Origin of the sequence: Pseudonocardia adelaidensis (assembly GCF_039543345.1) — a bacterium.
Classification (GTDB): Bacteria; Actinomycetota; Actinomycetes; order Mycobacteriales; family Pseudonocardiaceae; genus Pseudonocardia; species Pseudonocardia adelaidensis.
The window spans coordinates 95,447-117,599 of the sequence record NZ_BAABJO010000025.1 but is presented as its reverse complement, the minus strand read 5'-3'; the positions used below and the strand labels follow the sequence as shown (position 1 = coordinate 117,599).

22 protein-coding genes are annotated in these 22,153 nt (G+C 74.0%); 16 read left to right on the top strand and 6 right to left on the bottom strand.

Features of this window, described 5'->3' with window-relative positions:
• Nucleotides 1-8 precede the first annotated feature (8 nt).
• The 5 genes from ABEA81_RS28740 (at nt 9) to ABEA81_RS28720 (ending at nt 4,582) form a co-directional block, all read left to right on the top strand.
• Nucleotides 9-737, top strand: a complete 729-nt coding sequence (locus ABEA81_RS28740; protein WP_345609096.1) for a hypothetical protein — start codon at nt 9-11, stop codon at nt 735-737.
• Nucleotides 738-770: 33 nt separating this feature from the next.
• Nucleotides 771-1,343: a TetR/AcrR family transcriptional regulator gene (locus ABEA81_RS28735; RefSeq protein ID WP_345609094.1), complete on the top strand. Its 573-nt coding sequence runs from the start codon at nt 771-773 to the stop codon at nt 1,341-1,343.
• 176 nt (nt 1,344-1,519) lie between these two features.
• Nucleotides 1,520-2,938, top strand: coding sequence for an adenylosuccinate lyase (gene purB, locus ABEA81_RS28730; RefSeq protein ID WP_345609092.1), 1,419 nt, complete (start codon nt 1,520-1,522; stop codon nt 2,936-2,938).
• Entirely contained in the window at nt 2,935-3,765 is an 831-nt protein-coding gene (locus tag ABEA81_RS28725; RefSeq protein ID WP_345609090.1) for a phosphoribosylaminoimidazolesuccinocarboxamide synthase, read from the top strand. Before purB ends, ABEA81_RS28725 begins: the two co-directional genes overlap by 4 nt.
• Nucleotides 3,766-3,838: 73 nt before the next feature.
• Nucleotides 3,839-4,582, top strand: a complete 744-nt coding sequence (locus ABEA81_RS28720; protein WP_345609088.1) for a DUF2334 domain-containing protein — start codon at nt 3,839-3,841, stop codon at nt 4,580-4,582.
• 5 nt (nt 4,583-4,587) lie between these two features.
• Here the strand turns inward: ABEA81_RS28720 and ABEA81_RS28715 are convergent, their stop codons facing one another.
• Nucleotides 4,588-5,217 carry an MBL fold metallo-hydrolase gene (locus tag ABEA81_RS28715; protein WP_345609086.1) on the bottom strand — a complete coding sequence of 210 codons (630 nt, stop codon included), beginning with the start codon at nt 5,215-5,217 and terminating at the stop codon, nt 4,588-4,590.
• An 84-nt stretch (nt 5,218-5,301) separates the two neighbouring features.
• Between ABEA81_RS28715 and purS the strand changes: the two genes are divergently transcribed.
• The 11 genes from purS to ABEA81_RS28660 all read left to right on the top strand — a co-directional run bounded on the left by purS (nt 5,302) and on the right by ABEA81_RS28660 (nt 17,934).
• Nucleotides 5,302-5,535, top strand: a complete 234-nt coding sequence (purS, locus tag ABEA81_RS28710) for a phosphoribosylformylglycinamidine synthase subunit PurS (RefSeq protein ID WP_345609084.1) — start codon at nt 5,302-5,304, stop codon at nt 5,533-5,535.
• Nucleotides 5,536-5,543: 8 nt separating this feature from the next.
• Nucleotides 5,544-6,218 (top strand): phosphoribosylformylglycinamidine synthase subunit PurQ, encoded by a 675-nt coding sequence (purQ, locus tag ABEA81_RS28705; RefSeq protein WP_425570709.1) that lies wholly within the window; start codon nt 5,544-5,546, stop codon nt 6,216-6,218.
• A 33-nt stretch (nt 6,219-6,251) separates the two neighbouring features.
• Nucleotides 6,252-7,427, top strand: a complete 1,176-nt coding sequence (locus tag ABEA81_RS28700; protein ID WP_345609080.1) for a PP2C family protein-serine/threonine phosphatase — start codon at nt 6,252-6,254, stop codon at nt 7,425-7,427.
• Nucleotides 7,424-8,998 carry a sensor histidine kinase gene (locus tag ABEA81_RS28695; RefSeq protein ID WP_345609078.1) on the top strand — a complete coding sequence of 525 codons (1,575 nt, stop codon included), beginning with the start codon at nt 7,424-7,426 and terminating at the stop codon, nt 8,996-8,998. The genes ABEA81_RS28700 and ABEA81_RS28695 overlap by 4 nt, the downstream gene beginning before the upstream one ends.
• On the top strand, nt 8,995-9,447 hold the full coding sequence (locus ABEA81_RS28690) for a response regulator (RefSeq protein WP_345609076.1): 453 nt from the start codon (nt 8,995-8,997) through the stop codon (nt 9,445-9,447). Before ABEA81_RS28695 ends, ABEA81_RS28690 begins: the two co-directional genes overlap by 4 nt.
• 82 nt (nt 9,448-9,529) lie before the next feature.
• Nucleotides 9,530-11,797 carry a phosphoribosylformylglycinamidine synthase subunit PurL gene (gene purL, locus ABEA81_RS28685; protein ID WP_345609074.1) on the top strand — a complete coding sequence of 756 codons (2,268 nt, stop codon included), beginning with the start codon at nt 9,530-9,532 and terminating at the stop codon, nt 11,795-11,797.
• Nucleotides 11,798-11,879: 82 nt separating this feature from the next.
• Complete coding sequence (locus tag ABEA81_RS28680) at nt 11,880-12,239, top strand: sterol carrier family protein (RefSeq protein ID WP_345609072.1); 360 nt, start codon at nt 11,880-11,882, stop codon at nt 12,237-12,239.
• A gap of 128 nt (nt 12,240-12,367) precedes the next feature.
• Nucleotides 12,368-14,557, top strand: coding sequence for a putative bifunctional diguanylate cyclase/phosphodiesterase (locus ABEA81_RS28675; RefSeq protein ID WP_345609070.1), 2,190 nt, complete (start codon nt 12,368-12,370; stop codon nt 14,555-14,557).
• 48 nt (nt 14,558-14,605) lie between these two features.
• The gene (purF, locus tag ABEA81_RS28670; RefSeq protein ID WP_345609068.1) at nt 14,606-16,183 is read left to right on the top strand and encodes an amidophosphoribosyltransferase; all 1,578 of its coding nucleotides are present in this window, start codon (nt 14,606-14,608) and stop codon (nt 16,181-16,183) included.
• Nucleotides 16,184-16,246: 63 nt separating this feature from the next.
• On the top strand, nt 16,247-17,326 hold the full coding sequence (gene purM, locus ABEA81_RS28665) for a phosphoribosylformylglycinamidine cyclo-ligase (RefSeq protein ID WP_345609066.1): 1,080 nt from the start codon (nt 16,247-16,249) through the stop codon (nt 17,324-17,326).
• Nucleotides 17,327-17,511: 185 nt separating this feature from the next.
• A complete protein-coding gene (locus ABEA81_RS28660) occupies nt 17,512-17,934 on the top strand; it encodes an SRPBCC family protein (RefSeq protein WP_345609064.1) in 423 nt (140 codons plus the stop codon).
• A gap of 4 nt (nt 17,935-17,938) precedes the next feature.
• Here the strand turns inward: ABEA81_RS28660 and ABEA81_RS28655 are convergent, their stop codons facing one another.
• Genes ABEA81_RS28655 through ABEA81_RS28635 form a run of 5 tightly spaced genes read right to left on the bottom strand, consistent with a single transcriptional unit; the run spans nt 17,939 to nt 22,086 of the window.
• Nucleotides 17,939-18,403, bottom strand: a complete 465-nt coding sequence (locus ABEA81_RS28655) for a VOC family protein (RefSeq protein WP_345609062.1) — start codon at nt 18,401-18,403, stop codon at nt 17,939-17,941.
• Between the two features lie 38 nt (nt 18,404-18,441).
• A complete protein-coding gene (locus ABEA81_RS28650; protein WP_345609060.1) occupies nt 18,442-19,116 on the bottom strand; it encodes an NUDIX hydrolase in 675 nt (224 codons plus the stop codon).
• A gap of 44 nt (nt 19,117-19,160) precedes the next feature.
• Nucleotides 19,161-20,168 carry a Gfo/Idh/MocA family protein gene (locus ABEA81_RS28645; protein WP_345609058.1) on the bottom strand — a complete coding sequence of 336 codons (1,008 nt, stop codon included), beginning with the start codon at nt 20,166-20,168 and terminating at the stop codon, nt 19,161-19,163.
• Complete coding sequence (locus tag ABEA81_RS28640; RefSeq protein WP_345609056.1) at nt 20,168-20,944, bottom strand: SDR family oxidoreductase; 777 nt, start codon at nt 20,942-20,944, stop codon at nt 20,168-20,170. The genes ABEA81_RS28645 and ABEA81_RS28640 overlap by 1 nt, the downstream gene beginning before the upstream one ends.
• Nucleotides 20,944-22,086 (bottom strand): phytanoyl-CoA dioxygenase family protein, encoded by a 1,143-nt coding sequence (locus ABEA81_RS28635; RefSeq protein WP_345609054.1) that lies wholly within the window; start codon nt 22,084-22,086, stop codon nt 20,944-20,946. The genes ABEA81_RS28640 and ABEA81_RS28635 overlap by 1 nt, the downstream gene beginning before the upstream one ends.
• Between the last annotated feature and the right edge of the window lie 67 nt (nt 22,087-22,153).

Sequence of the window (22,153 nt, the reverse complement as noted above, 5' to 3'; positions counted from 1 at the left end):
GTGGGGACATGACCGACGACGAGAGGCTCGGGGCGCTGTTCCGCGCCGCCGCCTCCGACTCCGCCGCGCCGGAGCCCGGGTTCGACCACGACAGCATCGTTCGGACGTCACGGCGGATCACCGCGCGGCGGCGCACCGCGGTCGTCGTCGGCGGTCTGGCCCTGTTCGCCGTGGTGGGGGTCGGCGGGGCCATCGTGCTGCCCGGCCGGACGGCGGGCGGCGACGCGGCCACGGTCGCCGCGCCGATGCACGCCCCGGAAGGCCCGTCCGCGGACTCGCGGGCGCAGCGGAAGGCGCCACCGCCCGCAGCGGCGGAGGGAGGGCCCGGCGTGCTCATGGCGCCGGCGCCGGGGGCGGCGGCCGTCGGGGGGCCGCCGCCGCTCGGGCCGGGCACGACCCAGTGCGCCGACCGGCAGGACCCAGCGCTGCGCGCGGTGGTGGAGGAGTTCCTCCCGGAGGCGATCGGGGCGCCCGAGGCGGCGGTCACGGAGGAGTGCCGGCCCGGCGGCGAGCGGGGCGTCAACCTCGAGGTGGGCGACGGCGGGACGGCCGGCCTGCTCACCGTGCAGTACCTGCCGCCCGGTGCGGCGCCCAGCCCTCCCGAGGGCGCGGTGACCGCCCCGACGGCCAGCGGCGGCACCGTCGTCGTCAGCACCCGCGGCGACGGCCCCGGTGCGCCGGCCCCGTTCGCGGACCGCCTCCACCCACTGGTCACCCAGCTCGCGCCCCGCCTCTGAACCCCGCGGGCGGCCCGGGAGGAGGATGGGGGCGTGGGCACGACCAAGGGGGAGCGCAGGCGGCAGGAGCTGGTCACGGCCGCCGCCGCCCTGCTGCGGTCCGGCGGGTTCGACGCCGTGCGCCACCGGGCCGTCGCCGAGCGGGCCGGGCTGCCGCTGGCATCCACCACGTACTACTTCTCCTCGTTGGAGGAGCTGGTCACGGCGGCCGTCGAGCGCACGGGGCGCGACGAGCTGGCGGAGGTCCGCGAGCAGCTCGACGCCCTTCCGGAGGGCGTGCTCGGCACGGATGAGCTGGTGGAGCTGATCCTCGACCAGCTGATCGGGCGGGAGTCGCGGGAGCGGGGGCTGGAGGCCGCGCTGCTGCGCTTCGAGCGGCTGGTCGGCGCGGGGCGGCGGCCGTACCTGGCGCCGCTCATGCGGAAGATGCGCGACGAGTTCGACGCCCTGCTCGGCGAGATCCTCGCGCGCTCGGGCCGCTCGCTCGACCCGGTGGCCGTCCGCGACCTCGTCTCGCTCATCGACGGGGCCGTGGTCAGCGCCCTCATCGAGTCCGACCCCGACCCCCGCGCCGTGGGCCGCGAGCTCCTCCTCCGCACCCTCTGACGTACGCGAACGCGAACCTCACGCCGCGATGCGCGAGACTCGCGGCTTGTCGGGCGAGTCTCGCGTTTCACCGGGCGAGTCTCGCGTTCCGCCGGGCGAGTCTCGCGTTCCGCCGGGGTTGGAACGCTCGCGGCCGGTGCCGTCAGGCCGGTCCTCGGGCCGTAAGCTGCCGGAACGTGATTCCCAACGTGCTGGCCGCCCGCTACGCGAGCCGGGAGCTGGTCCGGCTCTGGTCGCCGGAGAACAAGATCGTTCTGGAGCGGCGGCTCTGGATCGCGGTGCTCGAGGCCCAGCGCGCACTGGGCGTCGACGTCCCGGACGGGGTGCTGGAGGACTACGAGCGGGTCGTCGAGCGGGTCGACCTGGAGTCGATCGCCGCGCGGGAGCGGGTCACGCGCCACGACGTCAAGGCGCGCATCGAGGAGTTCAACGCGCTCGCGGGCCACGAGCACGTGCACAAGGGCCTCACGAGCCGGGACCTCACCGAGAACGTCGAGCAGCTGCAGGTGCGGCTCTCGCTGGAGCACGTGCGCGACCGCACGGTCGCCGTCCTCGCCCGGCTCGCCCGCCGGGCGGGCGAGCACGCCGAGCTGGTGATGGCGGGGCGCTCGCACAACGTCGCCGCGCAGGCCACCACGCTCGGGAAGCGGTTCGCCTCCGCCGCCGACGAGCTGCTCGTCGCGTACGCGCGGCTGGAGGACCTCCGCGCGCGCTACCCGCTGCGCGGGATCAAGGGACCGGTCGGCACCGCGCAGGACATGCTCGACCTCCTCGGCGGCGACCCGGCCACGCTCGCCGAGCTGGAGCGGCGGGTGGCCGAGCACCTCGGGTTCTCCGGCGCCCTGACCAGCGTGGGGCAGGTCTACCCCCGCTCGCTCGACTTCGACGTGGTGAGCGCGCTCGTGCAGCTGGCCGCCGCGCCGTCGTCACTGGCCACGACGATCCGGCTGATGGCGGGGGCCGAGCTCGCCACCGAGGGGTTCCAGCCGGGGCAGGTCGGGTCGTCGGCGATGCCGCACAAGATGAACTCCCGGTCGGCCGAGCGGGTCAACGGCATGCTCGTGCTGCTGCGCGGCTACGCGGGGATGGCGGCGGAGCTGGCCGGTGCGCAGTGGAACGAGGGCGACGTCTCCGACTCCGTGGTGCGCCGCGTGGTGCTGCCCGACGCGTTCTTCGCCCTGGACGGCCTCTACGAGACCACCCTGACCGTGCTCGACGAGTTCGGCGCCTACCCGGCCGTCATCGCCCGCGAGCTGGACCGCTACCTGCCCTTCCTCGCCACCACTGCCGTGCTGATGGCGGCGGTCCGGGCCGGCGTCGGCCGGGAGACCGCCCACGAGGTGATCAGGGAGCACGCCGTGGGCGTCGCGCTCGCGATGCGGGAGAAGGGCCAGTCCGAGAACGACCTCGTCGCCCGGCTCGCGGGCGACGAGCGGCTCGGGCTGCCCGCGGGCGCGCTCGACGGCCTGCTCGCCGACCCGCTGCGGTTCACCGGTGCCGCCACCGACCAGGTGGCCGCCGTCGTCGAGCGCGTGCGGGCGGTCGTCGACGCCCACCCGGACGCCGCCGCCTACACCCCCGGAGCGATCCTGTGAAGCTGCTGCACTCGGGCAAGGTCCGCGACGTGTACCTGGACGGGGAGGACCTCGTCCTGGTCGCCTCCGACCGTGTGTCGATCTACGACGTGGTGCTGCCGACCGCGATCCCGGACAAGGGCCGGGTGCTCACCCAGCTGTCGCTGTGGTGGTTCGACCGCCTGGCCGACCTCGTCCCGCACCACGTGATCTCCGGCACCGACGTGCCGCCGGAGTTCGCGGGCCGGGCCGTGCGCTGCCGTCGCCTCTCGATGCTGCCCGTCGAGTGCATCGCCCGCGGCTACCTCGCGGGGTTGGGGCTGGAGGAGTACCGCAAGCACGGCACGGTGTCCGGCGTGCCGCTCCCCGACGGGCTGGTCGAGGGATCGAAGCTGCCGGAGCCGATCTTCACGCCCACCACGAAGGCACCGGTCGGCGAGCACGACGAGTTCATGACGTTCGACGACGTCGTCGCGGCCGTCGGGGCGAACACCGCGACGCGGCTGCGGGAGCTCACGCTGGCGGTGTACACCCGTGGCGCCGAGACCGCAGCGGCCAGCGGGATCATCGTGGCCGACACCAAGCTCGAGTTCGGCGTCGGCGCGGACGGCGGGATCGTGCTCGCCGACGAGGTGCTCACACCCGACTCGTCGCGGTTCTGGCCCGCCGACTCGTGGGAGCCGGGGCACCCGCAGTTCGCCTTCGACAAGCAGTTCCTCCGCGAGTGGTCGCAGGGCCTGGACTGGGACCGCACCGCGCCCGGCCCGAAGATCCCCGCCGACGTCGTGGCGGCCACCCGGGCCCGGTACGTGGAGGCGTACGAGCGGATCACGGGTCGCGACCTGTGATGGGTGGCTACTCACCACCCGTACCTCACGGCTTGGTCAACAGCCGTTCACACCGGCATGCGTCCATAGCTGCGTGGCCGAATCCCACCTGGTGGTCTCCCTCTCGGGCCTGACCCCGGACGCCCCCGAGGCGCTCGATCGAGCCGTCGCGTTCACCGGTGAGCTCCAGGCACGCGGCGTCCCGGTCTCGCAGCTGCTGCGCCCCGCGGGCGTCCCGGACGACTCGCCGCTCGCGCAGTGGATGCGTGAGCGGCGCGCCGCGGGCGACGCGCTCGTGCTCCACGGCTACGACCACACGGCCGCCCCGATCGCGCTGCCGCGGGTGGGCAGGCGGGCCGAGTTCGCGGCCCTCCCGCGGCACGAGGCAGGCCTGCGGCTGGTGGCGGCCCGCCGGGCGCTCACGGCGTTGCGGCTGCGCACCGACGTGTTCGTGCCGCCGCGGTGGCTCGCGTCGCCGGGAACCGTGGAGGCGCTGCGGGAGCAGGGGTTCGGGGTGATCGCCGACGAGCTGGGCGTGCGGTTCCTCCGGGAACCGGAGCGGCTGGTGCGCTCCCGCGTGCTCGGCTTCCGGGTGTCCGGTGAGCGCCACCCCGTGGCCGACGACCGGCGCGCCGCCGAGGCGTGGCGCTGCCGGGTGCTGGTCGCCGAGGTCACCCGCACGGTGCGCCGCGGCGGCCTGGTGCGGATCAACGTGCGGGCCAAGGACCTCAAGCGGCCGCCCCGTCGCGAGGCGGTGCTGGCCGCCGTGGACGACGCGCTCCGCCTGGGCGCGACCCCGACGACCTACCAGCTCACCGCGGCCGCCTCGGCCGCCTGACCGGCTCAGAGGGTGGTGGGTTCCTCCCGCTCCAGCACCCGGACCGTGGTCTGCTCCGGGCCGAGCCGCTCGAACATCCCGTAGTGCATCGCCGGGCGGGAGAGCACGGCCTCGTGGATCGGGACGGCCGTGCGCGGCGCGACGGCCCGCAGGTAGTCGACGGCCTCGGCGAGCTTCAGCCACGGCGCGCCGGTGGGCAGGAACAGCACCTCGACGGGCTCGGGCGGCGGGGTGAACGAGTCGCCGGGGTGCAGCAGGGTGCCGTCGACGAGATAGGCGTTGTTCGGGATCACCGGGATGTCGTCGTGGATCACCGCGTGCTGCCCGCCGAGCACGTCGATCCGCGCTCCTGCGACCTCCACGGTCTCGCCGGGGCCGACGATCTCGTGCGTGATCCCGGCGAGCTGCTCGGCGGTGCCCGCGTCGACGATCAGGCGCGCATCCGGGTTGGCGTCCAGCAGGGGGCGGATCCGGTCGGCGTCCAGGTGGTCGAAGTGCTGGTGCGTGACGAGAACGGCGTCCAGCCCCCGGACCGGCTCGAACCCGGCCGAGAACGCGCCCGGGTCGACGAGCAGACGCGCCGCCCCGGTGTCGAGGAGCAGGCAGGAATGGCCGTAGTGCGTGATCTGAGTCATGTGGTGCCCCGCGATCTCGATGCTCGACGTGCTCGGCGGAGTCTAGTGACGAGCCGGTGGACGGCCGCCCGTACGCTGATGCACGTGGCGAAGGTCGTGGTGGACGTGATGCCCAAGCCGGAGATCCTGGACCCGCAGGGGCAGGCGGTGGCCGGGGCGCTCACGCGGCTCGGTGTCGCGGGCGTCGGGGACGTGCGGCAGGGCAAGCACTTCGTGCTGGAGGTCGACGACTCGGTGGACGACGAGACCCTGGAGCGGGTCGCGGCCACGCTCCTGGCCAACCCCGTGATCGAGGACTGGGTGGTGACGAGGGCATGACGACCGGCATGAGGATCGGCGTCATCACGTTCCCCGGCACGCTCGACGACGTCGACGCCGCCCGCGCGGTGCGGTACGCGGGCGCCGAGCCGGTGGCGCTCTGGCACGCCCAGCACGACCTCGAGGGCGTGGACGCGATCGTCGTCCCCGGCGGGTTCTCCTACGGCGACTACCTGCGCGCGGGCGCGATCGCGAGCATCGCCCCGATCATGACCGAGGTCGTCGCGGCCGCCGGGCGGGGCACGCCCGTGCTCGGGATCTGCAACGGCTTCCAGATCCTCTGCGAGGCGGGGTTGCTGCCGGGTGCGCTCGTGCGCAACGCCGGCCTGCACTTCGTCTGCCGGGACCAGCGGCTGCGCGTCGAGTCGACCACCACCGCGTGGACTGGCGGGTTCACGGCCGGGCAGGAGCTGCTCGTGCCGATCAAGTCCGGGGAGGGCCGCTTCGTCGCCGATGCCGGGACGCTCGCGCAGCTGGAGGCCGAGAACAGGATCGTGTTCCGCTATGCCGGCGGGAACCCGAACGGGGCGCTCGCGGACATCGCCGGCATCGCCTCGGCAGACGGGCGGGTGGTCGGGCTCATGCCCCATCCCGAACACGCCATCGACCCCCTGACCGGGCCGTCGACCGACGGGCTCGGCCTGTTCACGTCGGTGCTGCAGGCCGCGGTGTCGGCTGCCTGAGCGGCGCGTCCGATCCCCCTGAGGCCCCCGCAGATGACCCGCTCCGGCATCACGTCCCCGCACCGGGTGCTCCTGGTCGAGGACGATCCGGGCGACGTGTTCCTGGTGAGGGAGCTGCTCGCGGAGGTGGACCCGGCGCTGCAGGTCGTCGCGGTCGCCTCGGTGGCCGAGGCGGTGTCGGGTGATCTGCTGCGCAGCTCGGACTGCGTGCTGCTGGACCTGAACGTGCCCGGTTCCCAGGGCCTCGACGGGCTGCGCCGGGTCCTGCACGCCCACAGCGGCGCCGCGGTGTGCGTGCTCACCGGCCTGGACGACGAGCACCTCGGGGTGGCGGCGGTTGCGGCCGGAGCTCAGGACTACCTGGTCAAGGGCAAGGTGGACGGGCAGGTCCTGATCAGGGCGGTGCGCTACGCGGTGGAGCGGCGCAGGGCCGAGTCGAGCCTGTTGCGGCTGCGGGAGGAGCAGCTGGCCGCCGCCGAGTCGGCGCGGCTGGAACGCGGGCTGCTGCCGTCGCCGCTGCTCGCGGGGAGCTCGGTGCGCGCCCGGTCCTTCTACCGGGCCGGCCGCACGCGCTCGCTGATCGGCGGGGACTTCTTCGACGCCGTGCTCGGCCCCACCGGCACGGTGCACGCCATCGTCGGTGACGTCTGCGGGCACGGGCCCGACGAGGCCGCGCTGGGCGCGATGCTGCGCGTCTCGTGGCGGGCACTCGTACTGGCCGGGGTGGCCGAGTCGCAGCTGCTGCCGAAGCTGCAGCAGGTGCTGGTGAGCGAGCGGCACGACCCGGCGCTGTTCACCACGGTGTGCGCGATCGCCATCCGGCCGGTCGACGGCGAGCGTGGCCAGGCCGTCGTGCGGCTCGCCGGTCATCCACCACCGGTGCTCCTGCGGCCGGAGCTGCGCCGGTTGACCCCGCCCGTCGGCGTGCCGCTCGGCGTGCTCCCCGACGCCCTGTGGGACCCGCTCACAGTGCCGCTCGAGGCCGGGTGGTCCGTGCTGTCCTACACCGACGGTCTCATCGAGGGGCGCGGTCCCGAGCCCGGCGAGCCGCTGTGGGAGGAGGGGCTGTACGACATGCTGGCGCGTGAGCGCGAGACGGATCTGGAGCTGCTGCCGGCGCGTCTCGTCGAACGGGCGCAGGAGCTGAACGGGGGGCCGCTGGCCGACGACGTCGCGATCCTCATCCTGTCCGAGGACGGGAACCCGTGACGGCACCCGCCGACCTCGCCCGCCGCCCGCGGCGAATCCCGCTGCGCCTGCGCCCGACCCCGGGACGGGGCCACTGGCCGCTCGCGCGGGTGTTCGTGGTGGGCGCGGTGCTCGCCGCGCTGGTCGCGATCGGCACCGTGGTGCTGGGCGCCGGCGCGCTGTGGCGGCTGGCGGAGGCCCGCACGACGCTGCTGGACCAGGTCGGGCCGGTGGTCCTCGCCGCGCAGCGGCTGTCGGCGGCCCAGCTCGACCAGGAGACGGGGGTGCGCGGCTTCCTGCTCACGGGCCAGCGCCAGTTCCTCGATCCGTACTACGCGGGCGTCGACGCCAGCAACGCGGCGGTGGCCGAGCTGCGGGCCGAGACCGTCCGCATGCCCGAGATCGGCCCGGAGCTCGACGCGGTCGTGCAGGCGGAGCAGGACTGGCGCGCGGCCTACGCGGAACCGGTCGTCGCCGGGGACCCCGCGGCACCCGGGGTGGCCGCGGGCCGGGCCTTCTTCGACCGCGTGCGTGGCTCGACCGGCGCCCTGCAGGACCGGCTCGCGGCGCTGCGGCAGACCGCCCGGGACGAGCTCGGGTCCGCCTCCTCGTTCGCCGCGTGGGCGGGCGCCGCGATCACGGTGACGCTGCTCGTCCTGCTCGCCGTGGTGGGGATCGGCCTGCGCCGGTTGGTGCTGCGCCCGGTGTCCGACCTCGCGGTGCAGGTGCGTGAGGTGGTCGCCGGTGACACCGACCGGGAGGTGGTCGTCGACGGGCCGGGTGAGATCCGCGAGCTCGGCGCGGACGTCGACGCGATGCGCCGCCGCATCCTGCGGGACCTCGACGAGGCCCAGGCCGCGAACCGGCGCCTGGACGACCAGGCGCGCGAGCTGGCGCGTTCCAACGGAGACCTGGAGCAGTTCGCCTACGTGGCGAGCCACGACCTGCAGGAGCCGCTGCGCAAGGTCGCGAGCTTCTGCCAGCTGCTGCAGCGACGCTACGCCGGGAAGCTCGACGAGCGCGCGGACCAGTACATCGCGTTCGCCGTGGACGGCGCGCAGCGGATGCAGCAGCTGATCAACGACCTGCTCGCCTTCTCCCGCGTGGGGCGTACCAGGGACAACTTCGGGACGGTCGACCTCGGTGCCGTCGCGGCGGCGGCCGCGGCCCAGCTCGAGCAGGCCCGGGAGGAGGCGGGCGGCGAGATCGTGCTCGGCGCCCTGCCGACGGTCGCGGGCGATCCCGGCCTGCTCCAGGCGCTGCTCGCCAACCTGATCGGCAACGGCCTGAAGTTCCACCGCGAGGGTGTTCCCCCGGTCGTCCGCGTGGACGCGCAGCGCGACGGCGACACGTGGGCGATCACGGTCGCGGACAACGGGATCGGGATCGAGCCCGAGTACAGTGGGAAGATCTTCGTGATCTTCCAGCGGCTGCACGGACGCGACGAGTACCCGGGCACCGGCATCGGGCTCGCGCTGGCCAAGAAGATCGTCGAGTTCCACCAAGGCCGCATCGAGGTTTCTTCCGGCGATGGTGAGGGCACCACCATCCGCTTCACGTTGCCCGCACTGCCAGAGGAGACCGCCGAATGACCGACCCGCAGGCCAGGACGATCGACGTCTTGCTCGTGGAGGACGACCCGGGTGACGTCCTGATGACCCGCGAGGCGTTCGAGGAGAACCTGCACAACCGGCTGGACGTGGTCACGGACGGGGCGGCGGCGCTCGACTACCTGCGCCACGAGGGGCCCTACACCGACGCGCCCCGGCCGGACCTGATCCTGCTCGACCTGAACCTCCCCCGCCGCGACGGGCGGGAGGTGCTGCAGGAGATCAAGGCCGACCCGGGCCTGCGGCACATCCCCGTGATCGTGCTGACCACCTCGAAGGCCGAGGAGGACGTGCTGCGCAGCTACCAGCTGCACGCCAACGCCTACGTCACCAAACCGGTCGACTTCGAGGGCTTCATCGAGGCGATCAAGCAGATCGACCACTTCTTCATCAGCGTCGTCCAGCTCCCCTCGGAGTTCGGCAGGAACTAGTGCTCCCGGGACCGGGGCCACCCGGGATCGCCGGCACACCGGCGGGGAGGTCCGGCACCGCCGCCACGTAGGCTGACCAGCTGTGACGCCTCACCCGGCTGCCGACACCGTCAAGAACGCCGCCGCCACGCCCGACCAGCCGCAGCCCTACCGGGCGCTGGGGCTGAAGGACGACGAGTACACGCGGATCCGGGAGATCCTGGGACGCAGACCCACCGACGCCGAGCTGGCGATGTACTCGGTGATGTGGAGCGAGCACTGCTCCTACAAGTCGTCCAAGGTGCACCTGGCCTACTTCGGCGAGACCACCACCGACGCCATGCGCGAGCGGATGCTCGCGGGCATCGGCGAGAACGCCGGCGTCGTCGACATCGGCGACGGCTGGGCCGTGACGTTCAAGGTCGAGTCGCACAACCACCCGTCCTACGTGGAGCCGTACCAGGGTGCGGCCACCGGCGTGGGTGGGATCGTCCGCGACATCATGGCGATGGGGGCCCGGCCGGTGGCGGTGGCCGACCCGCTGCGGTTCGGCCCGGCCGACGCGCCGGACACCCGGCGGGTGCTGCCCGGGGTCGTCGCGGGTGTCGGGGGGTACGGCAACTCGCTCGGCCTGCCCAACATCGGCGGCGAGGTCGTCTTCGACGAGAGCTACCTGGGCAACCCGCTCGTCAACGCGCTGTGCGTCGGCGCGATGCGCACGGAGGACCTGCACCTCGCCTTCGCGTCCGGCACCGGCAACAAGATCATCCTGTTCGGTGCGCGCACGGGGCTGGACGGCATCGGCGGGGTGTCGGTGCTGGCGTCGGAGACGTTCGGTGCGGAGACCGGCCGCAAGAAGCTGCCGTCGGTGCAGGTCGGGGACCCGTTCACCGAGAAGGTGCTCATCGAGTGCTGCCTCGAGCTGTTCCACGCCGGCCTGGTGGTGGGCATCCAGGACCTGGGTGGTGCCGGACTGTCCTGCGCCACGTCCGAGCTGGCGAGTGCCGGTGACGGCGGGATGCACATCGACCTGGACGCCGTGCCGCTGCGCGCCTCCGGGATGACCCCCGCGGAGATCCTGTCCAGCGAATCGCAGGAGCGCATGTGCGCCGTGGTGCGCCCGCAGGACGTCGACGCGTTCCTCGCGGTCTGCCGCAAGTGGGACGTGCTGGCCGCGGTGATCGGCGAGGTCACCGCCGGCACCCGGCTGGTGATCGACTGGCACGGTGAGACCGTCGTGGACGTGCCACCGCGCACGGTCGCGCACGAGGGCCCCGTCTACCGCAGGCCGGTCGCCCGCTCGGACCGGCAGGACGAGCTGGTGGCCGACTCGCCCGACCGGCTGCCCCGCCCGGCCGCCCCGAGCGAGCTGCAGGCCGAGATCCTGCGGATGGTGGGCAGCCCGAACCTGTGCAGCCGCGCCTGGGTCACCGACCAGTACGACCGCTACGTGCGTGGCAACACGGCGGCCGCCCAGCCCGCTGACGCCGGGGTGCTGCGCATCGACGAGCGGACCGGCCGTGGCATCGCCGTCGCCACCGACTGCAACGCCCGCTTCGTGGCGCTCGACCCGTACGCGGGGGCTCAGCTCGCGCTGGCCGAGGCGGTCCGCAACGTCGCCACGAGCGGGGCGGTGCCGCTCGCCGTCACCAACTGCCTCAACTTCGGCTCGCCGGAGGACCCGCACGTCATGTGGCAGTTCCAGCAGGCCGTGCGCGGGCTCGCCGACGGCTGCGCTCAGCTGGGCGTCCCGGTGACCGGCGGCAACGTGAGCTTCTACAACCAGACCGGCGAGCGCGCGATCCTGCCGACGCCGGTGGTGGGCGTGCTGGGCGTGCTCGACGACGTCGCCCGCCGCGTCCCGTCCGGGTTCCGGCGCGACGGCGACGCCATCGTGCTGCTCGGCGACACGCGCGACGAGCTGGGCGGCAGCGAGTGGGCGCACGTCGTGCACCGGCACCTCGGCGGCCGCCCGCCGGCCGTCGACCTGGCCGCGGAGGCCCGGCTCGCGGACCTGCTCGCGAAGGCCGCGGCCGCCCGGCTCCTCGCCGGTTCGCACGACCTCGCGGAGGGCGGGCTCGCCCAGGCGCTCGTCGAGGCGTGCCTCGTGGGCGGCCGCGGCGCCACCGTGCAGCTCCCGCCGATCGACCCGTTCGTGGCCCTGTTCTCCGAGTCGGCGGGCCGGGTGCTCGTCGCCGTGGCCCCGGAGCACGTCTCCGAGGTGCTGTCCAGGGCGGCGGACGCCGAGGTGCCGGCCCGGGAGATCGGCACAACGGGCGGGTCCGCCCTGGTCGTCGGGGACGTTCCCGAGCTGCCGCTCGCGACGCTGCGCACCGCGTGGGAGGGCACCCTCCCGGCGCTGTTCGGCTGAGCGGGCGCAGCGGCTGGACCGACCGAGGCCGGGTACCTGGCCGAAAGGTCAGGGCCGGCCCGCATCGATTACCGTTCGGCGGGTGCGGGGAGGAACGAGCGGCACGCGGATCGCCCCTGCCGTCCTGGATTGGCTGGACGGCGGTCCGGCGCCGGACCGGCCGGTGGTGCGGAACGCGGTCAAGGAGAGCCTGGCCGCCGTCGCGGCCGCCGCGCCCGGCCACAGCGTGGAGGTGCGGATCCCCCCGTTCGGGGCCGTCCAGTGCATCAGCGGGCCCCGGCACGGCCGGGGCACGCCGCCGAACGTCGTCGAGACCGACGCCCGCACCTGGCTCGCGCTGGTGGTCGGCCGGACGACGTGGGACGCGGCGCTCGACAGCGGCGTGCTGCAGGCTTCCGGCACCCGCAGCGGCGAGGTCTCCCGAATGCTGCCGTTGCGATGAGCTGCCACTAATGTGCCGCTCGCTCCGGTGAATGCGAACACGTCGCAGTGGCGCGAACTCGGGCGAGGGACGGAAGATTGGCCCGATCAGGGTCGAGCCGGACCGAACGGGCGACAGGAGGTGGCCGCGTGGTCGCACCGCGCAGCCTTCCGGATCCCCTGGCGTCACCTCGTGGCCCGGCCGCCCACCGGCCGCTCCGCACCGTGGAGGGCGACCGGATCGAGGCGCTCGCCGTCCGCTGGGCGGCGTGCGCCCACCCCGACGATCCCGGAGCCGCGGCGTACCTCGCCACGCTGCTGCGCAAGCTCGCCGCCGTGCTGCGCGCCGAGCCGTTCTGGCCGCTGGCGGCGCGGACGATCGGCGCCGAGCTGGTGACGGCGGGAGGGCGCGGTCCCACTGAGCGCATCGACGCGGAGGACGTCGAGGGCCTCGTGGTGCCCACCCTGCGGCTCCTGCGGCGGGACGTCCCCGATGCGTTCGGGTTGCAGGGGCCCGAGGGGGAGCGCAGGCTCACGGCCGCCCTCGACGAGCTGGCCGCGGGTGTGGTCGGCGCCGTCCACGACCGCATCGGGGTCGAGCGGCGCGAGCGCGATCGCGACGAGCTGGGCGGGCACCACCCCGCGTGGGCGTCGGCGGTGGACGGGCGGCACATCCGGGCGGTCTACGAGCAGGCCGCGGTGGGGATCGCCATCGTGTCGCTCGACGGGAAGGTGCTGGACCTCAACCCCGCGCTGTGCCGGATGTTCGGCCTCGAGGGGCCGCTCGACCAGCCGCGGCCGATGTCGGACTTCGTGCACCCCGACGACATGGTCGACGTCGTCGAACGCCTGAAGCGCCTCGCGCGCGGCGGCGAGCCCGACGTCGTGCGCATGGAGATGCGGCTGGTGCGCGTCGACTCGCGGGTGATGTGGGTGCACGTCACGGCGTCGCGCGTGCTCGGGGAGGACGGCAGCCCCTCGCACGTCACCGGGCTGGTGGAGGACGTGTCGGACCGCCACCGGCTGTGGTCTCGCCTGCGCGAGGCCTCCTTCGCCGACCAGCTCACCCGGCTGCCGAACCAGGCGGTGGCCGACCAGTGGCTGCACCGCGCGTTCGCGGGCGGCGGGCCGTCGCGGGTGGGCATCTGCGCCCTCGACCTCGACGGCTTCCACGCGATCAACGACGAGCTCGGCCAGCAGATCGGTGACCGGTTGCTGCTCGGTGTGGCGGGGCGGCTGCACCTCGCGGCGGGCGACAACATCGTGTGCCGCACCGGGGATGACGAGTTCGTCGTGCTCGTCGCCGAGCCCGAGGGCGCCACGGACGTCAGCAGGCTCGCCGACCGGCTCCAGGCCGCGCTGGCCACTCCGTTCCACATCGACGGGCACACCCTCGTCGTCTCCGCGAGCATCGGGGTGACGGAAGCGGCCACGTCGAGCGGGAGCGCCGCCGAGCTGCTGCGGGCGGCCGACGTCGCCCGTGGGTGGGCGCGGGCGCTCGGGGGCGGGCGGCGCGTGGTCTTCGACCCGGAGCGCGACGCGGCGGAAGCCGCGCGGTTCGCCCTGCTCTCCGGCCTGCGCGGAGCCATCGACCGGGGCGAGTTCCGCCTCGTCTACCAGCCGCTCGTGCGCCTGGCCGACGGCCGGGTGCGCGGCGCGGAGGCGCTGGTGCGCTGGCAGCACCCCGAGCAGGGGGTGGTGGGCCCCGGCCGGTTCATCGAGCTCGCCGAGCACAGCGGCGCCATCGTGCCGCTGGGGCGGTGGGTCCTGCAGGCGGCCTGCGAGCAGGCGGCGGCCTGGTGGCGCGAGCTCGGCGACGAGGCGCCGTTCGTCAGCGTCAACGTGTCGCCGGTGCAGCTCGCCGAGCCGACGTGGGTGCGCGAGGTCGCGCGCGTGCTCACCGACACCGGCCTGCCGGCACGCCTGCTCCAGCTGGAGATCACCGAGCAGGCGGTGCTCGGCGACGAGCTGGTCGTCCTGGACGCGCTGAGCGAGCTGCGCAAGGCGGGCGTGCGGATCGCGCTGGACGACTTCGGCACCGGCTACTCCAGCCTCTCCTGGCTGCGCAGGCTCCCCGTGCACGGCCTGAAGATCGACGGGTCCTTCATCGACGGCCTGCGCAAGCCGTCGGCCGACCCGACCGACACCTCGATCGTCCGAGCGTTGATCGAGCTCGCCCACGCGCTCGGGCTCGAGGTCACGGCCGAGTGGGTGGAAACCGCCGTGCAGGCCCAGCGTCTTGCGGAGCTGGGCTGCGACGTCGGGCAGGGCAGGTGGTTCGGTGACTCCGGTCCCGGAGAGTGGGTCCCGGAGCTCGCACGGCGTAGCATCGGCCGCTGAACGGCCATGTTCCGCCGTCAGCTGTGCCGTCTGCGCGAGGAGCGTGTTGTGGGCCCGAGTTCCGCCCGGAACGAGCAGCCGACCGAACGCAAGCCCGACCCACTCGCCCACGACCCCGAACCGCGCGAGGAGTGCGGCGTCTTCGGGGTCTGGGCGCCCGGGGAGGACGTCGCCAACCTCACGTACTACGGGCTCTACGCGCTCCAGCACCGCGGTCAGGAGGCCGCAGGCATCGCCGTCTCCGACGGGCGCCGCATGGTCGTGTTCAAGGACCTCGGGCTGGTCAGCCAGGTCTTCGACGAGCAGGTGCTCTCGTCGTTGAAGGGCCACCTCGCCGTCGGCCACTGCCGCTACTCCACCACGGGCTCCACCACGTGGGAGAACGCGCAACCGACGTTCCGCACCACGGCCACCGGCAGCGGCATCGCGCTCGGCCACAACGGCAACCTCGTCAACAGCGCCGAACTGCGCGACGAGGTCGCGGCCGCCCGCGCCGAGGAGCGCGCCGACCGCGGAGCGATCCCGGCCAGCACCGACTCCGACCTCATCAGCGAGCTGCTCGCCGTCACCGCAGCCGACACCGGGGTGGAGGAGGCGGCGATGCGCCTGCTCCCGCGGGTGCGCGGGGCGTTCTCGCTCGTGTTCGCCGACGAGCAGACGCTCTACGCGGCGCGCGACCCGTACGGCGTCCGCCCGCTCGTGCTCGGCAGGCTCGAACGCGGCTGGGTGGTGGCGAGCGAGACCGCCGCGCTGGACATCGTGGGCGCGTCGATGGTGCGGGAGGTCGAGCCGGGCGAGCTGCTCGCGATCGACGCCGGTGGCCTGCGCAGCTCCCGGTTCGCCGCGCCCGAGCCGAAGGGCTGCGTCTTCGAGTACGTCTACCTCGCCCGGCCGGACACCAGCATCTCCGGGCGTTCCGTGCACGCGGCCCGGGTGGAGATCGGGCGCAGGCTCGCCGAGGAGCACCCGGTCGACGCCGACCTGGTGATCCCGGTGCCCGAGTCCGGCACCCCCGCGGCCATCGGCTACGCCCAGGGCTCCGGCATCCCCTACGGCCAGGGCCTGGTGAAGAACCAGTACGTGGGCCGCACGTTCATCCAGCCCAGCCAGACCATCCGCCAGCTGGGCATCCGGCTCAAGCTCAACCCGCTCCGCGACGTCATCCGCGGCAAACGGCTCGTGGTCGTCGACGACTCGATCGTGCGAGGCAACACCCAGCGCGCACTCGTGCGGATGCTCCGCGAGGCGGGGGCCGTCGAGGTCCACGTCCGGATCGCGTCCCCGCCGGTGCGCTGGCCGTGCTTCTACGGCATCGACTTCGCCACGCGTGCGGAGCTCGTGGCGAGCGGTCTCGACACGGAGGGCGTGCGGCGGTCCATCGGCGCCGACACCCTCGGCTACGTCTCGGTGGACGGGATGATCGCGGCCAGCGAGCAGCCTCGCAGCAGGCTGTGCACGGCCTGCTTCACCGGCGAGTACCCGATCCCGCTGCCCGAGGAGGCGCGGCTCGGCAAGCACCTGCTCGAGGACCTCGCCGTGCCGGAGGACGCCTCCGGAGCCGCGTCCGGCGACCCCGGGCCGCTCTCGGTCGGCTACGGCGCCGCCGACGCGCTCGGCCGGCCCTGAGCCCGGACCAACCCGACCCCGGCGGCGCCTGCCGCCCACCCGACTGTCAGGAGCGCGACGACCATGCCGCCCATCACCGCCCGGTCCGCCGGGTCAGGCGCCAGCTACGCCGCCGCCGGCGTGGACATCGACGCAGGTGAGGAGGCTGTGGACGCGCTGCGTCCGTACGCGGAGAAGGCGAGCCGGCCCGAGGTGATGGGCGGTATCGGGGGGTTCGCCGGGCTGTTCGCGCTCAAGATGAGCAAGTACACCGAGCCGGTGCTGGCCTCCTCCACCGACGGCGTCGGCACCAAGGTGGCGATCGCGCAGGCACTCGACAAGCACGACACGATCGGGCTCGACCTGGTGGCGATGGTCGTGGACGACCTCGTCGTGTGCGGCGCGGAGCCGCTGTTCATGCAGGACTACATCGCGGTCGGCAAGGTCGTCCCGGGGCAGATCGCCACGATCGTCAAGGGCATCGCCGACGGCTGCCAGCAGGCGGGCTGCGCGCTGCTGGGTGGGGAGACCGCCGAACACCCCGGCCTGATGGAGGCCGGCAGCTACGACATCTCGGGCACCGGCGTCGGCATCGTGGAGGCCGGCGCGATGCTGCGGCCCGACCGGATCCGGCCGGGCGACGTGCTCGTGGCGCTCGGCTCGTCCGGGCTGCACTCCAACGGCTACTCGCTGGCCCGGCACGTCCTGCTGGACATCGCCCGGATGCCGCTCGAGGGCCACGTGGAGGAGCTCGGCCACACGCTCGGCGAGGAGCTGCTCGCGCCCACCCGGATCTACGCGCGCGACTGCCTCGCGCTCACCGCCGAGACCGGCGTGCGGATGTTCGCCCACATCACCGGCGGGGGGCTGGCCCGCAACCTGGAGCGCGTGCTGCCCGACGGCGTCGACGCGGTGGTGGAGCGCGGCAGCTGGACCCCGGCGCCGGTCTTCAAGCTGATCGCCGGCCGCGGCCGCGTGGAGCGCGCCGAGATGGAGAGGACGTTCAACATGGGCGTCGGCATGGTGGCGGTGCTGCCGGCGGACGAGGTCGACCGTGCCCTCGCGGTGCTCACGGCGCGGCACGTGCCCGCGTGGGTGCTCGGCGAGGTGCGCCGGGGGAAGACCCGCACGGTGCACCTGAAGGGCGACCACCCGAGGTTCTGACCCACCACGAGCGCGGCGGGTGGCCCGTTCGCTCGCATCCAGCGCCCGAGGATGCCGTTCGATCCCCCCGGGAGAACGCCCGTCGGCGTGAGCGGCGTCACATCGACCCGGCCGATCAACTCCGGGGTGTCGCATGGTCCACACTCCGTTGGCCCCGCCCCGGGGCCACGGACGAGGAGATGACGATGAGCGCCGCAGGCGAGTACACCTACACCCTGACCCGCGTGCTGGACGCCCCGGTCGAGAACGTGTGGGCGGCCTGGACCCAGCCCGAGCACTACGCGCGGTGGTCCGGCGCCGTGCTGCCGACGATCTCCCTCGACGTGCGGCCGGGTGGCGCGTGGAGCGCCACGATGGCCACCCCGGACGGCTCGGAGTTCCCGCTGACCGGAACCTACGGCGAGGTCGTCGAGAACGAGCGCCTCGAGGTACGCATGGACCTCCCGGGCGGGGAGTCCACGCTGATGGCCATCGACCTCGCAGGCGAGGAGGAGAAGACCCGGATCGTGCTGTCCCAGGCGTGCGCCAACCCGGAGCAGCGGGACATGTCCGAGCAGGGGAGCGGGATGCTGCTCGACGGCCTTTCGGCCTACGTCCCGACGATCTGAGCGCTCAGACCAGCGGTTCGATCCGCATGTCCGGACCGGGGTCGTGCACCCGGTGCGGGCCGGTCGGGGCGTCCTCGTGGCGGGCGTGCGGGTAGAAGCGCACCTCGTGCCCGTCCGGGTCGTGCAGCATCGGCAGGATCCAGCCCTCGCTGGCGCGGTGCACCCCGCCGTGCGGCAACCCGAGCTCGTCGAGGCGGGCGGCGAGCGCCTCGATCCCCGGCCGGTCCGGCACGCCGTAGGCGAAGTAGTCGAACCCGGCGGCGGCCGCCGCGAGCTCGGGGTCGAGGCGCAGGGCGAGCGGCGGGCCGCCGTCGGGGTGCTCCATCCCCAGCCCCTTCAGCTCGCCCTGCTCCACGAACTCGACGGTGACGCGGTAGCCGAGCACCTCGCCGTACCACCGCGCGGAGCACCGCAGGTCGCGCACCGGGAGCTTGAGGTGGTGGATGCCGGCGAGGGTGGGAACGCCCATGCCGGAGAGCTCGCTCGGCGGGGCGCCCGCGTGACGGCTTACCCGGGGGATTCCGATGCGTGCTCGCGCAGCATCGGCGGGTGCAGTGCGGCGGCCGGGCCGCGCCGGAACAGCTGCCCGGGCCGGCCGCGGCCGGAGCTGACCTTCGTGCCGGTCGGCACGAGGAAGCCGGGTGTCGAGGTGACCTTGCGCGAGAAGTTGCGCGGGTCGGGGGAGGTGTCCCACACCGCCTCGTACACCCGGCGCAGCTGCGAGATCGTGAACTCGGCGGGGCAGAAGGCCGCGGCGAGCGTGGTGTACTCGAGCTTCGCGCGGGCGCGCTCGACGCCCTCGGCGAGGATCCGGGCGTGGTCGAAGGCGAGCCCGCCGACCTGGGCCACCGGGACCCATCCGCCCTCGCCGGGCGGCTCCGGCAGGTCGGGCACGAGGGCGAGGTGCCCGACCGTGAGCACGCGTCCCCGGGGATCGCGGTCGGGGGCGGCATAGCTCGCGAGCTGCTCCAGGTGGTGGCCGTCGATCGCGAGCCCGATCTCCGCCAGTTCGCGGAAGGCGGCGTCGAGGAGGTCCTCGCGGCCCTGCACGAAGCCGCCGGGAAGGGCGTGCTCACCGGCGAACGGGGGCGCCGCGCGCTCGCGCAGCAGCACGCAGAGGGCGCCGTCCCGCACGGTCAGCACGACCAGGTCCACCGCCACGGCGAACAGGTTGCCGCGCATCGTCCTCCCCGACTTCTCGTCGGGCTGACGCTACCCGATCATGATCATGCGCTCGCGCGCACCTCCTCGATCGGCACCGGGCGGTGCTCCCGCAGGGAGAGCGTGGCCGCCTCCGCGATGAACGCGACCTCCAGCGCGTCCTGCACGGTGCAGGGGCTGGGCCGGTCGCCGGCCACGACCTCGGTGAACGCGGCCAGCTCGGCCCGGAACGCCGTGGCGAGCCGGTCCATGAAGAAGCCGTGCGGCGGGCCTGCCGGGAACGTGACGCCGGGCTCCAGCGAGCGCAGCGGCAGCCCGTCGTCGAGGCCCGCTGCGGCGCTGTCGGCCGTGCCGTGCAGCTCCAGCCGCACGTCGTAGCCGCGCGGGTTCCCGCGGCTCACCGAGACGACGCCGAGGGTGCCGTCGTCGAACGTGAGGATCGCGGCCGCGGTGTGCACGTCCCCGATCTCGGTGAAGAGCGGCTCGCCGCGGTCGGAGCCGGTGGCGTAGACCTCGACGACATCCCGGCCGGTCACCCAGCGGACGGCGTCGAAGTCGTGCACGGCGCAGTCCCGGAAGATCCCGCCCGACCCTGCGAGGTACGCGGCGGGCGGCGGAGCCGGGTCGAGGGTGGTGGAGCGAACGGTGTGCAGCCCGCCGAGCTCGCCGCTCTCGACGGCCGCGCGGGCGGCGAGGAACGCCGGGTCGAACCGGCGCGGGTACCCGACCTGCACGGGTACCCCCGACTCCCGCAGCCGCCGCGCCACCGCGACGGCGTCGGTGACGGCCCGGGCGAGCGGCTTCTCGCAGAACACCGGCAGCCCGGCTTCGATCGCGGCGAGCACCAGCTCCGGGTGGGTGTCGGTGGCCGCCGCGACCAGCACGCCGTCGATGCCCGCGGCGAGCAGCTCAGCCACCGAGTCGACCGGCTCGGCGCCGATCCGCTCCGCCACCTCCTTGGTCACCGCGGGCACGGCGTCGGTGACGACCAGCGAGTCCACGGTGTCCAGGTCGGCGAGCGTCTGCGCGTGGAACGCGCCGATCCGGCCGAGCCCGATCAGTCCGAGGCGCATCAGTCCAAACCTCCGAACACGTTCTGGTCCCAGTCGATCACCGAGCCGGTGACGACGCCGCTGCGGTCCGACAGCAGGAACACGACGAAGTCGGCGATCTCGTCGACCTGCCCGAGCTTGCCCATCGGCAGCCGCCCGCCCGCCTCATCGCGCCATCCGTCGTCTGCACCGTGGAACCGGCGCTGGATGGCGTCCTCGCCCTCGGTGTCGGTCCAGCCGATGTCGAGGCCGTTGATCCGGATCCGGTCGAAGCGGTGGGCGTGGGCGGCGTTGCGGGTGAGCCCGGCGAGGCCGGCCTTGGCCGCGACGTACGGCGCCAGGTAGGGCTGCCCGCCCAGCTCGGAGGAGGAGATGACGTTGACGATCGTGCCCGGGGCGCCGCGGCGGAGCATGTCCCGCACGGCGGCCTGCATGAGGAAGAACGGCGCTCGCAGGTTGATCGCGACGTGCTCGTCGAACAGCTCGGGCGTGGTGTCGACCAGTGTGCCCCTCGACGTGAGCCCGGCCGCGTTGACCAGCGAGTCGACCCGGCCGAAGGCCTTGACGGCGGTGGCGACCGATCCCTGCGCCTGTGCCACGTCCGCGACGTCGGTGGCGACGTAGAACGCCTCGGCGCCGGCCCCGCGCAGCTCAGCGACGAGCTTCTCGCCCGGCTCCGGGCGCCGCCCGCTGACGACGACGGTGGCGCCCTCGCGCGCCGCCGCCCGCGCGACGCCGGCGCCCACGCCCTGCGTCCCGCCGCTGACCAGCACGACCCGGTCGGTCAGGAGTGGCATCACGCGGTCCGGCGGCGGTTCGCGTGCTCGGTGAGCGCGGCCCCGAACGTCTCCGGCGACCAGTCCTCGGCCAGCGCGCGCCGGACGAGGTCGGCCTGGCTGGGCGGGGCGAGCCCGTCCACCGGTGGGTCGCGGTCCAGGTTCGTCGGGAACGGGTAGCCCTCGGCGGCCGCGGCGACGGCGTGCTCGGGCGCCGGGTGGGCGCGCAGCGCGGGGTAGACGGCGCGGCAGATCCGGTCGCGGTCGACGCTCTCCATCGCGCGCCCGAACGCCGAGGAGATCTGCAGCAGGTTCGCCATCCGGCGCACGTCCGCTGAGCGGTTCGCGCCCGCACCGTGGATCACCGCCGGGTTGAAGAACGCGGCGTCGCCCTTCCGGAGCGGGAGCTGGACGTGGTGGCGCTCGAAGTGCTCGGCGAACTCCGGCCGGCCGGTGGCGAGGTAGCCGGGGCCGTACTTCTGCGAGTGCGGCAGGTACATCGTGGGCCCGCTCTCCACGGGCATGTCCGTGTGCGCCACGGCGCCCTGCAGCGTGAGCACGGGGGAGAGCACGTGCACGTGCTGCGGGAACTGCTCGATGCGCGCGGGCGGCAGGAACCCGAGGTGGTAGTCACGGTGCCCGACCTGGGCGGCCCCGCCCGGGTTGACGACGTTGACCTGCGACGTCACCTGGTAGCCCTGGCCCAGCCACGCCGTCGAGACGAGGGCGAGCACCGGGTCGGCGTAGTAGTCGACGAAGACCCCGGGCGCCCGAACGGCGAGCTTCTCGAGGGCGTTCCACACCCGGTCGTTGGCTCCGGGCTTCGCGAAGTGGTCGCCTGCCACGGCCCCGCTCGCGCGCTGCTCGGCGATCATCTCCTCGAACGCGGCGGTGGCGCGGTCGACCACGGCCGGGTCCGGGTGGGCGCCGCGCACCACGACCACCCCGGGGCCGTCGGCGAAGGCGCGGACCAACTCGGCCGCGGCCTCGTCGGCCGGTGCGCCGAGCAGGCGGGTGGCGTCGTAGACCAGCACCTCGGCGACGACCTCGGTGGCCAGCGGGAACGCGTGCGGGTCGGTGCGCTCGGCGAGCACGTCGAGCAGGTCCTCGAGGCGGCAGGTGGCCTCGGTCCAGCGGGTGTCGGGTGCGTGCGTCGTTGCCATGGCGGCTCCCGGTTTAAAGCGCTTTAGACGCGCGCTACCATCCTCGCGTCGCCGACGGCTGTCAAGG